General features: G+C 59.4%; 13 protein-coding genes and 1 pseudogene. 7 read left to right on the forward strand and 7 right to left on the reverse strand.

Features of this window, described 5'->3' with window-relative positions; translation table 11 throughout:
* Positions 1-82 precede the first annotated feature (82 nt).
* Positions 83-355, forward strand: a pseudogene (locus ACQKP4_RS26470) (energy-dependent translational throttle protein EttA); the annotation flags it as partial.
* Between the two features lie 168 nt (positions 356-523).
* On the opposite strand, the gene ACQKP4_RS26475 reads toward ACQKP4_RS26470, so the two are convergent.
* The 3 genes from ACQKP4_RS26475 to ACQKP4_RS26485 form a co-directional block, all read right to left on the reverse strand.
* Positions 524-1,018 (reverse strand): GreA/GreB family elongation factor, encoded by a 495-nt coding sequence (locus ACQKP4_RS26475; RefSeq protein ID WP_427636905.1) that lies wholly within the window; start codon positions 1,016-1,018, stop codon positions 524-526.
* Positions 1,019-1,385: 367 nt separating this feature from the next.
* The gene (locus ACQKP4_RS26480; RefSeq protein ID WP_427636907.1) at positions 1,386-3,239 is read right to left on the reverse strand and encodes a DUF4105 domain-containing protein; all 1,854 of its coding nucleotides are present in this window, start codon (positions 3,237-3,239) and stop codon (positions 1,386-1,388) included.
* Positions 3,240-3,363: 124 nt separating this feature from the next.
* The gene (locus tag ACQKP4_RS26485; RefSeq protein ID WP_427636909.1) at positions 3,364-3,852 is read right to left on the reverse strand and encodes a DUF3015 domain-containing protein; all 489 of its coding nucleotides are present in this window, start codon (positions 3,850-3,852) and stop codon (positions 3,364-3,366) included.
* A 279-nt stretch (positions 3,853-4,131) separates the two neighbouring features.
* Here ACQKP4_RS26485 and ACQKP4_RS26490 point away from each other — a divergent pair, with 279 nt between their 5' ends.
* Both ACQKP4_RS26490 and ACQKP4_RS26495 read left to right on the forward strand, forming a co-directional pair.
* Positions 4,132-6,570 carry a Lon protease family protein gene (locus ACQKP4_RS26490; RefSeq protein ID WP_427636911.1) on the forward strand — a complete coding sequence of 813 codons (2,439 nt, stop codon included), beginning with the start codon at positions 4,132-4,134 and terminating at the stop codon, positions 6,568-6,570.
* 301 nt (positions 6,571-6,871) lie between these two features.
* Positions 6,872-7,192 carry a hypothetical protein gene (locus tag ACQKP4_RS26495; protein ID WP_427636913.1) on the forward strand — a complete coding sequence of 107 codons (321 nt, stop codon included), beginning with the start codon at positions 6,872-6,874 and terminating at the stop codon, positions 7,190-7,192.
* Positions 7,193-7,194: 2 nt separating this feature from the next.
* Here ACQKP4_RS26495 and ACQKP4_RS26500 read toward each other — a convergent pair whose 3' ends face one another.
* Positions 7,195-9,024: a hypothetical protein gene (locus ACQKP4_RS26500; protein WP_427636914.1), complete on the reverse strand. Its 1,830-nt coding sequence runs from the start codon at positions 9,022-9,024 to the stop codon at positions 7,195-7,197.
* Between the two features lie 170 nt (positions 9,025-9,194).
* Here ACQKP4_RS26500 and ACQKP4_RS26505 point away from each other — a divergent pair, with 170 nt between their 5' ends.
* From ACQKP4_RS26505 to ACQKP4_RS26515, 3 genes are all read left to right on the forward strand, one after another.
* Positions 9,195-9,683 carry a TIGR00645 family protein gene (locus ACQKP4_RS26505; RefSeq protein ID WP_007943976.1) on the forward strand — a complete coding sequence of 163 codons (489 nt, stop codon included), beginning with the start codon at positions 9,195-9,197 and terminating at the stop codon, positions 9,681-9,683.
* A gap of 165 nt (positions 9,684-9,848) precedes the next feature.
* Positions 9,849-10,160 (forward strand): DUF6482 family protein, encoded by a 312-nt coding sequence (locus ACQKP4_RS26510; protein WP_427636916.1) that lies wholly within the window; start codon positions 9,849-9,851, stop codon positions 10,158-10,160.
* A gap of 118 nt (positions 10,161-10,278) precedes the next feature.
* Positions 10,279-10,896 carry an FKBP-type peptidyl-prolyl cis-trans isomerase gene (locus ACQKP4_RS26515; protein ID WP_427636918.1) on the forward strand — a complete coding sequence of 206 codons (618 nt, stop codon included), beginning with the start codon at positions 10,279-10,281 and terminating at the stop codon, positions 10,894-10,896.
* Between the two features lie 142 nt (positions 10,897-11,038).
* Here ACQKP4_RS26515 and ACQKP4_RS26520 read toward each other — a convergent pair whose 3' ends face one another.
* The 3 genes from ACQKP4_RS26520 to ACQKP4_RS26530 form a co-directional block, all read right to left on the reverse strand.
* Positions 11,039-11,296 (reverse strand): hypothetical protein, encoded by a 258-nt coding sequence (locus ACQKP4_RS26520; protein ID WP_427636920.1) that lies wholly within the window; start codon positions 11,294-11,296, stop codon positions 11,039-11,041.
* Between the two features lie 205 nt (positions 11,297-11,501).
* The gene (locus ACQKP4_RS26525) at positions 11,502-11,843 is read right to left on the reverse strand and encodes a zinc ribbon domain-containing protein YjdM (RefSeq protein ID WP_427636921.1); all 342 of its coding nucleotides are present in this window, start codon (positions 11,841-11,843) and stop codon (positions 11,502-11,504) included.
* A 136-nt stretch (positions 11,844-11,979) separates the two neighbouring features.
* Positions 11,980-12,948: a polyprenyl synthetase family protein gene (locus tag ACQKP4_RS26530; RefSeq protein ID WP_427636922.1), complete on the reverse strand. Its 969-nt coding sequence runs from the start codon at positions 12,946-12,948 to the stop codon at positions 11,980-11,982.
* 240 nt (positions 12,949-13,188) lie between these two features.
* Here ACQKP4_RS26530 and rplU point away from each other — a divergent pair, with 240 nt between their 5' ends.
* The gene (gene rplU / locus ACQKP4_RS26535; protein WP_003176051.1) at positions 13,189-13,503 is read left to right on the forward strand and encodes a 50S ribosomal protein L21; all 315 of its coding nucleotides are present in this window, start codon (positions 13,189-13,191) and stop codon (positions 13,501-13,503) included.
* Positions 13,504-13,667 lie beyond the last annotated feature (164 nt).

Here is a 13,667-nt window from a genome sequence, read left to right on the forward strand (position 1 = left end):
GGATCGCGCTGGCTGGAACTGACACCACTGCCTTTGTGGCGAGGGGGCATTCCGACAAGCCCCGTCGCCACCGTGAGTCGGCCTTATTTTGCTCGACGAACCGTCCAACGACCTCGACGTTGAAACCCTGCGTTCCTTGGAAGAAGCCCTGCTGGACTTCCCGGGCGCCGCCATTGTGATCTCTCACGATCGGTGGTTCCTTGACCGCGTCGCGACTCACATCCTGGCGTACGAAGACGACTCGCAAGCGATCTTCTTCGAAGGCAACTACACCGAGTACGAAGCCGATCGTAAAAAGCGTCTCGGCGAAGCGGCTGCCCAGCCGCACCGTGTGCGGCACAAAAAACTGGCCTGATATCGGGTTGGTTGCATGAAAAAACGGAGCCTTCAGGGGCTCCGTTTTTTTATGGGTATTCAGTAAGACCGTGGTGCGCCTTTCGCGAGCAAGCCCGCTCCCACAAGGGGGGTATGTGAGCGACACAAATCCATTGTGGGAGCGGGCTTGCTTCGGGCGGCTTAAAGGTCAGCCAACTTCTATGCCCAGAACCTCAATCACCAAATCCCCCACCGGCCGCTTCCACACCACTTCATCCCCGACCTGCGCGCCCAACAACGCCCGCCCCAGCGGCGAGCCCCAATTGATCAGCCCTCCGGCCGCATCGGCCTGATCTTCGCCCACCAACTGTACCTGCTGTTCCTGGCCGAGTTCGTCGGCAAACGTCACCCGACTGCCGATCTGCACTTTCTCGGTGGAGGAGGCCGGGGCGACCACTTGAGCACTTTGCAGGCGCTGATTGAAATACCGCAAATCGCGCTCAAGGTCGGCCTGACGCTGCTTGTCGGCCTGCTCACCCTTGGCCGATTGCGCGCTGTGCAACTGTTGCAGCTCGGCCACTTTGGCCTGCAATTGGGCAAGGCCCGTGGGCGTGACGTAATTGGGTTGCGCACTGACCTGCCGTTCGACGGGCTGATCGGCTTGTGCAGCGGCGTTATCTTCATTGACGAAGGCACGACTCATGGCGTTCTCCCGGTATAGGGTTTGGGCCATGGTCGCAGGCTTTTAGTTTCGGCGAATGTCTGTCTGCGACTCAGGGCGAACGATAAGCCCTGGCCGCATCCTGGTCCTTTTCCTGCTGCCAGGCTTATTTGCGCTCGTCCTAATGCGTGTTGCTTGTCCTTGAGGTAGCGCGGGACGTTCTTGCGAAATTCCCCGGTGATTGCGCCGGCGTCAGGCGGTTGTGAAAGGCCTGTGATGAATCCGTTGGATAACGCAGTTCCCCTGTGGGAGCGAGCTTGCTCGCGAAGACGGCGGCACATCCAGCATTGATGTGACAGGACGCTTTCGCGAGCAAACTCGCTCCCACAGGGGATTGGTGGTGTGTCGGTCAGTAGTGATACCACTTCACTTCCAGCATCACTTCGTTCTCGGGCGAGGCGATGTGGCTGAATTCCCGTTGGGCCGTCAGGCGCAGGCCCAGGTTGCGCGACAGTTCCCACTGCTGATTCAGGCTCATGCTGCGGCGCACTTCGCCATTGGTGAAGAAATCGCCTTTGGTTTCCAGGCTGAAATTGCCCAGCGGGTTTTTCCACAAGACGCCGCTGTTGAAGCCTGCCGCCGGGGCAATGAAACCGGCGAAGTCGTTGTTGTGCTCGACGCGCACGGTGCCCAAGGCAAAACCGAGTACGTCCTCGCCCAGTTGCCATGTACCGCCGGCACCGCCATTGACATGGCTGACCAGGGTTTCGTCATCGTGCTTGCCCGGCACGCGTTCCAGCCCACCGGTGACTTGCCACGACAGCGGTTGCAGCAGCTCGTTGCGCGGCGTCAGCGAGCGGATCGTCGCCAGGTCCAGTTGCTGAAACTGCCAGTGATTGCCTTCGTACTGGCGCAGTTTCATTTGCAGGATTTCAATTTGCGCGCCCAGTGGAAAGCTTTCGGCGTTGTCATTGAGGTCGTGATAGGCCATGCGCAGGCCGTATTCGCCAAACGCCTTGTCGCCCCGGGTGCCGATGCCGGCCTGCCAGGTGCGCGACTCGTGGCCGTCCTCGGGCAGGCCGGGTTGAGGAATGTCCAGCTCCGGCGCCGGGTTCTGGTTGATCGCCCGCAGCAATTCGAAACTGCGCTGCGCCCGCTGCGGGTCGCGTTCCTGGCCGTTGGCGCGGTAGCGTTCGAGGCGGTAAGCCGCGTCGATGATCAGCGCCTGACGGTCGCGCGGTTGCGCCTTGAAGTCCGGGGCCTGTAATTGTTTCTGGTCGGCGCTGACTTTCAGCACCCATTGCTGTTCTTCCGGGTTCAGCGGCTCGGCGCGGTTCAGCAGTTCGCGTTCACGGGAGGGGCGATATTGAATCGACTCCACCAGCCCGGCCTCTTTCACGGCTTTGACGGTGTCGGTGGGAATCGCGGTCAGCGGGAATTGCTCGGTCAGGCGCAGGCTGGGTCGCGCCACTTGCAGCAGTTCCAGCAAGCGATACGAGCAGTTTTCGTCGAAGAAGAAATAGTCGAACTGAATCTGCTTCAGTTCCCAGACGTGCTCGACCATGCGCGCGGTTTCGGCCGGCGTCAGGTTCAACCGGTATTCCCACAGGTCGCGGTTTTCCAGGCTGCGGTATTCCGAAAGTTTTTCCTGATAGGGCACCAGCGCGAACAGCCCCGGATAACCGCCCATCAAGCCTTTCCAGGCATAGAGGATGCTGTTGTCCGAACCTTCGATGTAGGCGCCGAAATTGATCGCGTAACTCAGCAGCGCGGTCTTGTCGCTTTGCACGTCAGCCTGGTCGATGCGCAACAAGGTATGGCCGAACATCGAGGACGGGCTGTTCAGATACGCCGCCGGGAAAATCATTACCGCACTGTGCGGCGAGACGTCCTTGAACCATTGCTTGAACTCGGCACAATCCGGCGTCGGCAGATCGGTCAGGTTGAGCTGCGCCTTGAGCCAGCGCGTGCGCGCCGGGTAGACACATTGCGCATGCTTTTCACCGGCGCTGGCCGGGGCGTACAACGCCTGCACGGTGGCTGCCAGTTCACGGTCCGGGTGTTCATTGCCATCGGGCGCGAGAAAGAATTTCTTGTCGCTGACATAGCTGCGCCAGCCGCCGAGCTTGGCGGTTTCGTAATGACCCAGGGAAATCCAGAACGGGTCGTTGGCCAATTGCTGCAAACGTGGATTGTCGACATGTGGCGCGGCGGAGAGCGGGGCGCAGACACAGAGCGCCAGCCAGGCAAGGCGTTTGAGCATAGTGGGCAACTTAAGTCGAAAGAAACAAAGACCCAACGCGGCGGATGCCATGGGTTGGCATTACCCAAAGAGGGCAGGTCCAAAAAACAAAACCCGCTCCCCGAAAGGAACGGGCGGGTCGAGCTTAAGCTTGAGTCGCGTACTTGGCCAGACGAGGATCGTTCTTCAGAACGGCCAGGGTGTTGGTATGCACGTCGTCAGCGGTCACGTCAGCCTTGCTGAAGATTTGCTGGAAGTGCTCGTGAGTCACAGCAGCGAAGTGCGCACGATCTTCCGGCGCCACGCCCAGTACCACGGCGTAGGTTGTCAGCGCTTCGCCGTTACCTTTGGCCATGTCTTCGGACAGCTCGTTCATCATGCCATTCATGGCAAACCAGGATTTGCCGCCATAGGTCAGCGACGCATTAGTCGAGCAACCGTTGGTGCCAGAGGTCATACCGAAGGTTGCGTTGCCGGAAGTGCCGTTGGTGGTGGATGCCAGGAAGTGAGCCGGAGTGCCACGCTGACCTTCGAACAGCATGTTGCCCCAACCGCAATCCGGGCCGCCTGGCGCCTGTGCCATGGCGTTGAGGGATACAACGGTGAAGAGAGTACCGAGAAGAATCCGTTTCATAGCTATGTTCTCTTTTGTGTGCATACCAATGGACAAGGGGTTCTGGCCCATATCAGCGCCAGTTGGGCCGGTTATTAGTCCAGCCGCGCAGTTTGGAGTTTAGGCACGATCCCGTGGTTCCGTTATTTTTTGCGAAACATTCATTGAAATCATTGAAATGCCCCCGGCCCGCCTGGGGATGGCGGTTTGTCTATGCTTTGGCAGGAGGCGCGCCTTGCAAGTGAGGTATGGGCAGCGCCAGAATGCCGCTATCTGCCCCGCCTGATGTAAGGAAGCCCGATGCCTGATCCTGTTGCTGCCAGCTTGCGTCTAGCGCCCGAAGCGCTGACTCGTCCGTTTTCCGCTGAACAGTTCAGCTTCTCTACCACCAATGATCTGGAGCCTTTCCGCGGTGTGCTCGGCCAGGAACGTGCGGTCGAAGCCTTGCAGTTCGGCGTGGCCATGCCGCGCCCCGGTTACAACGTCTTTGTCATGGGTGAGCCCGGCACTGGCCGGTTTTCGTTCGTCAAACGCTACCTGAAAGCCGAAGGCAAACGCCTGCAAACCCCGGCCGACTGGGTTTACGTCAACAATTTCGATGAGCCGCGCGAGCCTCGTGCCCTGGAGTTACCTTCGGGCACCGCGGGCGCGTTCATCGCTGACATCAACGGCTTGATCGATAACCTGCTGGCGACGTTCCCGGCCGTCTTCGAACACCCGTCCTATCAGCAAAAGAAAAGCGCCATCGACCGCGCATTCAACCAGCGCTACGACAAGGCGCTGGACATCATCGAGCGCCTGGCGCTGGAGAAAGACGTCGCGCTGTACCGCGACGCCAGCAACATCGCCTTCACGCCGATGGCCGAAGGCAAAGCGCTGGACGAAGCGGAATTCGCGCAGTTGCCGGAAGCCGATCGCGAACGTTTCCACGAAGACATTTCCGGTCTGGAAGAGCGCCTGAACGAGGAGCTCGCCAGCCTGCCGCAATGGAAGCGCGAGTCGAGCAATCAGCTGCGTCAGCTCAACGAAGAAACCATCACCCTGGCGTTGCAGCCGTTGCTGTCGCCGTTGTCGGAGAAGTACGCCGAGAACGCCGCGGTGTGCGGTTACCTGCAAGCGATGCAGGTTTACCTGCTCAAGACCGTGGTCGAGCAACTGGTCGACGACAGCAAGGTCGATGCCGTTGCACGCAAGATGCTGGAAGAACAATACGCCCCGAGCCTGGTGGTCGGTCACTCGGCCAGCGGCGGTGCGCCGGTGGTGTTCGAACCGCACCCGACCTACGAAAACCTGTTCGGCCGCATCGAGTACAGCACCGATCAAGGTGCGCTCTATACGACTTATCGGCAGTTGCGTCCGGGTGCGCTGCACCGCGCCAACGGCGGTTTCCTGATCCTTGAAGCGGAGAAAATGCTCAGCGAGCCGTTCGTATGGGATGCGCTCAAGCGTGCCCTGCAATCGCGCAAGCTGAAAATGGAATCGCCGCTGGGTGAGCTGGGCCGGCTGGCCACGGTGACCCTCACGCCGCAACACATTCCGTTGGCGGTCAAAGTCATCATCATCGGCGCTCGTCAGCTGTATTACACGCTGCAAGACCTCGATCCGGACTTCCAGGAGATGTTCCGCGTCCTGGTGGATTTCGACGAAGACATCCCGATGGTCGACGAAAGCCTGGAGCAATTCGCCCAGTTGCTGAAAACCCGCACGTCGGAAGAAGGCATGGCGCCGCTGACGGCGGATGCGGTGGCACGTCTGGCGACGTATAGCGCGCGCCTGGCGGAGCATCAGGGACGTTTGTCGGCGCGCATCGGTGATCTGTTCCAACTGGTCAGCGAGGCGGATTTCATTCGTCACCTGGCCGGCGACGAGATGACCGACGCCGGGCACATCGAACGTGCGCTCAAGGCCAAGGCCACCCGCACCGGGCGCGTCTCGGCGCGGATTCTCGATGACATGCTGGCGGGGATCATCCTGATCGACACCGATGGCGCCGCCGTTGGCAAGTGCAACGGGCTGACGGTGCTGGAGGTCGGCGACTCGGCGTTCGGCGTGCCGGCGCGGATTTCCGCCACGGTGTATCCGGGCGGCAGCGGCATCGTCGACATCGAACGCGAGGTTAACCTCGGCCAGCCGATTCACTCCAAAGGCGTGATGATCCTCACCGGGTATCTGGGCAGCCGTTACGCCCAGGAATTCCCGCTGGCGATTTCCGCGAGCATCGCGCTGGAGCAATCCTACGGTTACGTCGATGGCGACAGTGCGTCGCTGGGCGAGGCCTGCACGCTGATTTCGGCGCTGTCGAAAACGCCGCTCAAGCAGTGTTTTGCGATCACCGGCTCGATCAACCAGTTCGGTGAAGTGCAGGCGGTGGGCGGGGTTAACGAGAAGATCGAAGGCTTCTTCCGCCTCTGCGAAGCGCGAGGCTTGACCGGTGAGCAAGGCGCAATCATCCCGCAAGCCAACGTCGCGACGTTGATGCTGGACGAGAAGGTGCTGGCGGCGGTGCGCGCGGGGCAGTTCCATGTGTACGCGGTGCGTCAGGCCGACGAGGCGCTGAGCCTGTTGGTCGGCGAGCCTGCCGGTGCGCCGGATGAGAATGGCGAGTTTCCGGAAGGCAGCGTGAATGCGCGCGTGGTGGAGCGTCTGCGGGTTATCGCGGAAATGATCAGCGAGGAAGACCTCAAAGAAGCCGAGAAAGAAGCGGCGCTGGAAGCGTTGGCCGAAGCCAAACCGGCCTGAGGTCACCCTCAACCCTTGTGGGCGCGGGCTTGCTCGCGAAGACGGAGTGTCAGTCAATGCAGATGTCGACTGGTGCACCGCCTTCGCGAGCAAACCCGCTCCCACATTTTTATCGGTGACGGTTCAAAAAAGTGCCACTACTCTGGCGTCAAACTTCACACAATGACCGCTCGGCGCCTTCTGGTTTCGCTTTGCTTGCACCGCGAACTTTTCTTCTATTCTCAGCTCAAGGACAGTAATCACTGGATCGAGACAGCCTTCCCATGGGGGCTGAATACCGGATCTACCGAGGGTCGCCGCCATGTCGCGCAACCTCTGCCTCACTCGTCAATGCTTGGGCCTTGTGACCCGTATCGAATGCGCCATCCGCCCTTTGGCGGGAGATACGGGCATGTGGACCTTGCTGTTTGCCGCCGGAATGGCCGGCGAGCAACCGTCAGCCATCAAGGCGCAAGGCCCGTTTCATGGCCCTTTCGCGGCTGAATCAATCCTCGACACCATCGTTGAAAGCCTCACCTTGCATGGCTATGAGCTGGCCGATGATCCGCAAATATGGTGCCTGCATCTGCAAGCCCAGTTGCGCGAGATCAACGGCGGTCGCAGCCGCAGCATCGGGCACTGAGGCTATTGATCCAGATGGCTTAGGTCGGCCTTGTCGAGTTTGACCTCGAAACCGTACTGCACGGTGGTGAGGTCGGTTCGCTGGTAGGTTTCCACGTGCGTCGGTTGGCCATAAAAGTAATGCACGCCAAATACCGCCGGGCCTTCTGCGCTCGCGTCGTGACTGACCGAAAGAATCTCCTTCAGGTAGTTGCCGCTGTCGTCCTTGACGAAAAATCGCCAGTCCTGGGCCGGGAACAATTTCAGGTCGACCACCAATTCATTGCCTTTGACTTCCAGGCCTTTGGGCAATTGGCGGGCGTCGAGGGTTTGCTTGTCGACCGTGGCCAGAAACAGCGGCATCGAGCCCACCGCATAAGCCGGGGTTTCGGGGAACAGGTTCAGGTCGTAGGTGATGGTGCCGCGCAGAGGGTCGACCTGATAGGCCTCAGCAGGTAACTCGATCGGCTCGTCACGTTTACCGTTGCCGTCTGCGGTAAAGAACGTGACCGGGCTGTCGCCAGGGTTGAAGGCGGTGCCGAGCAGCTCGTCGTTGAAGCTTTTGAGGTGATCAAACTGAATGAGCGCGGCGCTCGGGTCGTCCACTGACTGCGTGACGACAATGCCTTTCTTGAGCTGCTCTTCACTCAGCGTCGCGCCCTTGAGCCAGTTCGACGCCAGGTCGTCATACACCACCACCGGCAATGCCAGTGGCTGGATGGTTTTTTCCGTGGTGTGCTGGTCAAAGCGCAGCACGGGCAAATTCAGCTCCTTGCGGGTCACGGTGGCGGTCGAGAAGTCCAGTACGCTGACTTCGACGGTATCGATCGTTCCGTTGAAATAGACCTTGGTGTAATGCCGGGTCTGCTGTTTTTCAAAGGCTTGCTGCTGGTCATTCAGCTGTTTTTCGAGCACGTCGCTCCAGGCCTTTTGCTGTTGCATCTGCGCCAGTTGTTTTTGGTAGAAGGTCACTTGCGCGGCGGTTTCATTGATCGAGCCCGAGCGCGAGAGAAATTGCCCGGTGGTGTCCCGAGCCTGAACGATCAGCGGGTTGAGCGGTGTGTCGCTGACCTCCGGCGCCAGGGGCGCGCTGTTGCTGAATTCTATTTCGGCGTAGTTCTTTTCGAGTTTCAGCAAGGTCACGCTGAGGTTGTCGTTGGTGCGGGTCTGGCCGACGTCTTTTTTGCCCAGGTCGAAGGTGTAGAGACGCCGTGGGGCGATCACTTCGATCTTGCCTTGCAGACTCACCGGTTGCGGCTGGTTCTTGAGGTCGACGTCCAGGCCGTCGATGTACGGGTAGGTGACCGTCAGGTCGTCGGGGTTGGTCATGTTGGAGCTCGACGGGCTCAACTGAATGCCCGGGTCGGTTTCCGACCATTCCGTCTGGAAGGGAATCACGCGTTTGTTGCTCAGGGTCACCGATTGCCATTCCAGCCCATGGGGAAACAGGAACGCTGCCGGGATGCTGAAGTTGAAGGGGAACACCGGTTGCAGATCGGTCAGGTAATCGGAGCTGGAATCCTTGTGCAGCACAAACAGGCCGTTGATGTAGGTGTCGACCAGCGCCTGCGGGGTGGGGTAATGCTTGAGGACGGCGAGGGCATCGTCGCTGTAGTCGGTGTCTACCGGTTTGCTGTCGAGCTTGAACTGTGCGCGTTCGAGCAACAGCAGCGAGCCGCCGAGCTCGGCCACGGCATCTTTGAGCTTCGGATCTTGAATCGCGTCCAGCGACTTTTCGAACTGCGCCGTCTTTTCCTCGAGGCTGACCTGGCGTTTCTCATCGCTGGGTGAGCAACCACTCAGCAGCAACGCCAGGCCAATCGCGGCACTCGTCAAAGGCAATCGCACATCCATTTCCAGTCTTCCTGTCCGATGTCGCTGAGCGGTCAATAGTCTGGACACTAGCAGAAAAACTTTGTGGCATATGCGCAGGTAACGGATTTTCCGGCGGTTTCTGGCTGCTTCTGGGTATGGGCGGGTGGCTGTTATACTCGCGGCCATTTCCGGCCCTGGTGTGAGATTCAATGGAACGCTTTATCGAAAACGCAATGTACGCCAGCCGCTGGCTGCTGGCGCCGATCTACTTTGGTCTGTCCCTGGGGCTGCTGGCGCTGGCGCTGAAATTCTTTCAGGAAGTGTTCCACGTCATCCCCAACGTGTTCTCGATGGCCGAGTCGGACCTGATTCTGGTGCTGCTGTCGCTGATCGACATGGCACTGGTGGGCGGGTTGCTGGTGATGGTGATGATTTCGGGCTACGAGAACTTCGTTTCCCAACTGGACATCGACGACAGCAAGGAAAAGCTCAACTGGCTGGGCACCATGGATTCGTCTTCGCTGAAGATGAAAGTGGCCGCCTCCATCGTGGCCATTTCGTCGATCCATCTGCTGCGGATCTTCATGGACGCCAAGAACGTCGATCCCGAGCATCTGAAGTGGTACGTGATCATTCACATGACCTTCGTCGTGTCGGCGTTTGCCATGGGTTATCTGGATAAACTCACCAAGCACTGATTCGCACCAATCCCTGTGGAGTGAGCCTGCTCGCGATGGTGCCGGAGCCGGCTCGCTGCCATAGGCTTGCGAAACAGACGGGCGGTGGTCTGTCTGGCTTGTGCTTTGCGGTTTCAAGGATTATGCCTAACAGTGTCTTGGCTCGACACTGTATGAGGTGCCTTCATGAATGTTGAAGAGTTGCGTGCGTACGCCATCGCCGGGAAAGTCGATGAGCTGAACCTGATTTCCATGGAAGGCGGGATCTACTTGCTGGAGGCGCGTATGCACGGTGCTGCGTATCCCTTGAGCGATGCCCGCGGTCAGATGTTTCACCTGCGCTCGGTCGAGCATGCACGGGATGTCATCAGGTCATTTCCGGTCTTGCCCTTTAATCTGGTGCACACGTCAGTACATGACGAAATGTGCGGGTTGGGTGCCAGTGCCGAGGAAAGCCTGAAGGTGCCAATCGCCTTCCGGTCGTTCTGGGCGCACTGACGGCTCATCAGCCCCCCGACAACTGTGCTAGTCTGCTGGCCCTTTTGGTTCCGGGCGCTCCGGGACGCGCTGTGCACGCACGGCAAGTTCCGAGCCGTCCGCACAGCGGAGCAGTGTCATGTCCGAAGTAAATCTGTCCACCGACGAAACCCGCGTCAGCTACGGCATTGGCCGTCAGTTGGGCGACCAACTGCGCGACAACCCGCCACCGGGCGTTAGCCTGGACGCGATCCTGGCTGGCCTGACTGACGCTTTCGCCGGCAAGGAAAGCCGTGTGGGTCAGGAAGCAATGTCCGCCAGCTTCAAGGTCATTCGCGAAATCATGCAAGCCGAAGCGGCCGCCAAAGCTGAAGCGGCCGCTGGCGAAGGCCTGGCCTTCCTGGCGGAAAACGCCAAGCGTGACGGCATCACCACCCTGGCTTCCGGCCTGCAATTCGAAGTGCTGACGGCCGGTGATGGCGCCAAGCCAACCCGTGAAGATCAAGTCCGCACTCACTACCACGGCACCCTGATCGACGGCACTGTGTTCGACAGCTCCTACGAGCGTGGCGAGCCTGCGGAATTCCCGGTTGGCGGCGTGATTCCTGGCTGGACCGAAGCCCTGCAACTGATGAATGCCGGCAGCAAATGGCGTCTGTACGTGCCGAGCGAACTGGCTTACGGCGCTCAAGGCGTTGGCAGCATTCCGCCGCATAGCGTATTGGTGTTCGACGTCGAACTGCTCGACGTTCTGTAAGACCTGAGTGTCGGAACGGGCTCGGTCATGTGGGCGCGGGCTTGCTCGCGAAGTCGGTGTGTCATTCAACGTTGATGTTGGATGTTATGGCCTCTTCGCGAGCAAGCCCGCTCCCACAGGGCTCGCTCCGATAATTCTGTGGTCATAGTTCGAGCTTGTGGTGCAGTTCACTCGACGGGCGCAATGCCCGGGCATAGCAGAACAGAAACAGATTACGCACCAACTCCTTGAGTACCACCGGCTCGCTGGAACTCAAGCCGCTGACGTCCAGATCCCCCTGATCCTGCAATTCGTTCAAGGCTTCTTCTTCCAGCACCGCACAGACTTCCCCGGTTTCCCGATGCAGGATCCTGAGGTAAGGGTGTGGCCGATCCAGCCAGGCATCGATCAAATAAGTCATGTCTCATCTCCATTGATTTGGGTTTCAATGAGAATAATTCTTATTCATCAAATAGCAAGGACCTATTGGCGGTTTGTGCTTTTTTGTGGGTAAAGATTGCGTAAGGTCAAAACGGCTGGCGTTTGGCTATTGCGAGGGATTGTCGGGTGAGGCGAGGAGGGCGAAGCACCATCCCGCGCGGGGCGCAGGATGGAAGACCAGCGATTCAGACTTTCCTGACGAACTCGGATTTGAGCTTCATCGGGCCAATGCCGTCGATTTTGCAGTCGATGTCGTGATCGCCCTCGCACAGGCGAATATTTTTGACCTTGGTGCCGACCTTGACCACCAGCGACGTGCCTTTGACCTTGAGGTCCTTGATCACGGTAATGGTGTCGCCGTCCTGCAAGACGTTGCCGACCGAATCCTTTTTCACGGTGTCATCGGACGCCACTACAGCTTCGCCGCCGGCGGACCACTCATGGGCGCACTCGGGGCAGATCAGCTGCGCGCCGTCTTCGTAGGTGTATTCGGAATTGCATTTTGGGCAGGGTGGCAACGTGCTCACTAAAGCTCCTTGGATTGAGGATCGCTAAAAGTCGCACATTGTATAGGGTTTTAGGTGGAAGGGGCGAGGCGCTGAATGGTTGGGGCCGCTTCGCGGCCCAACGGGGGCGAGCCCCCTCGCCACAGGGTGACCGCGTTTAGTGTGTGCGGGCGACTGCAAACTCGCTGAGTTCGACCAGCGCATCGCGGTATTCGCTGGCCGGCAGCGCGTCGAGGCATTTGATCGCGCGGGCGACGTAATCACGGGCCAGTTGCGCGGTGTATTCCAGCGAACCGGACGCTTCTACCGCTTCGCGGATGCTTTCCAGGTCTTCGATGCCGCCTTTCTGGATCGCCTTGCGCACCAGGGCGGCCTGTTCCGGCGTACCTTCGCGCATGGTGTAGATCAACGGCAGGGTCGGCTTGCCTTCGGCCAGATCGTCACCGACGTTCTTGCCCAGGGTTTGCGCGTCGCCCTTGTAGTCCAGCAGGTCGTCGACCAGTTGAAAGGCAACGCCCAGGTGATCGCCGAACGTGCGCAGGGCTTCAGCCTGTTCCGGCGTGGCTTCGCACAGGGCCGCGGCGCTGTGGGTCGAGGCCTCGAAGAGCATCGCGGTCTTGCCGCGGATGACTTCCATGTAGGTTTCTTCAGTGGTGCTGGCGTCACGGACCTTCGACAGCTGCAACACTTCGCCTTCAGCGATGATCCGCGTGGCTTGCGAGAGGATCTTCATCACCGGCATGGAGCCCAGTTCGACCATCATTTCGAAGGAGCGCGAATACAGGAAGTCGCCGACCAGCACGCTCGGCGCGTTGCCCCACATGGCGTTGGCGGTCGAGCGGCCACGGCGCATGCCGGACATGTCGACCACGTCGTCATGCAGCAGGGTGGCGGTGTGCAGGAACTCGATGGTCGCGGCCAGCAGACGCAGGTCATCGCCTTCGCGGCCCAGCGCCTTGCCACACAGCAACACTAATAAAGGACGCAGGCGTTTACCGCCGGCCGAGGTAATGTAATCGCCGATTTTCGATACCAGCGGCACTCGGGAAGTCAGCTGCTTCTTGATGATGCCGTCGACGGCGCTAAAATCGTCCGCCACCGCGCGGTAGAAAGCTTGGGGTTGCATCAGCGACAGTTGCTCCAGAAGGGTTGCGCGGCATGCTAGGACCCACGTCGGCGGGTGTCAAGGCGCGATGGACGGCCTCTTGCATCGCCCCGGCAGCTTGCGTACAATCGCGCACCCTGAACTTCCTGGGCAGCACCTGCCTTACGCAATTGCAAACAGGCCTTCCAGCCTTATGCAGCCATGCCAGCCAATACCTCTTCTTATAAAGAGCTGGGTGAGCAGGATTATCGGAGAAATACCATGTCGTACGCAGTAATTGTTACTGGTGGCAAGCAATACAAGGTCGCCCCAGGTGAATACCTGAAGATCGAAAAACTGGAAATCGCCACTGGCGAATCCGTTACTTTTGATCGCGTTCTGTTGGTCGCCAATGGCGATGACGTGAACATCGGCGCTCCAGTTGTTGCTGGCGCTACCGTTGTGGCTGAAGTGATCTCCCAAGGTCGTCACGATAAAGTCCGCATCATCAAGTTCCGTCGTCGTAAGCACCACATGAAGCGTATGGGCCACCGCCAGTGGTACACCGAGATCAAAATCACCGGTATTCAGGCTTAATTTCAGCCTAATTCCTCACTAGGAGAATTGACTCATGGCACACAAAAAAGCTGGTGGTAGTACCCGGCCCTCGATATCGCGACCTCCGGCGCCTTGGCAATCATTGTCGGGCTGGCGCTGCAAAGTACCCTCAGCGACGTGTTCTCGGGGATCGTCCTCAACAC

Source organism: Pseudomonas sp. NPDC086278 (genome assembly GCF_050280905.1).
Lineage (GTDB): Bacteria > Pseudomonadota > Gammaproteobacteria > Pseudomonadales > Pseudomonadaceae > Aquipseudomonas.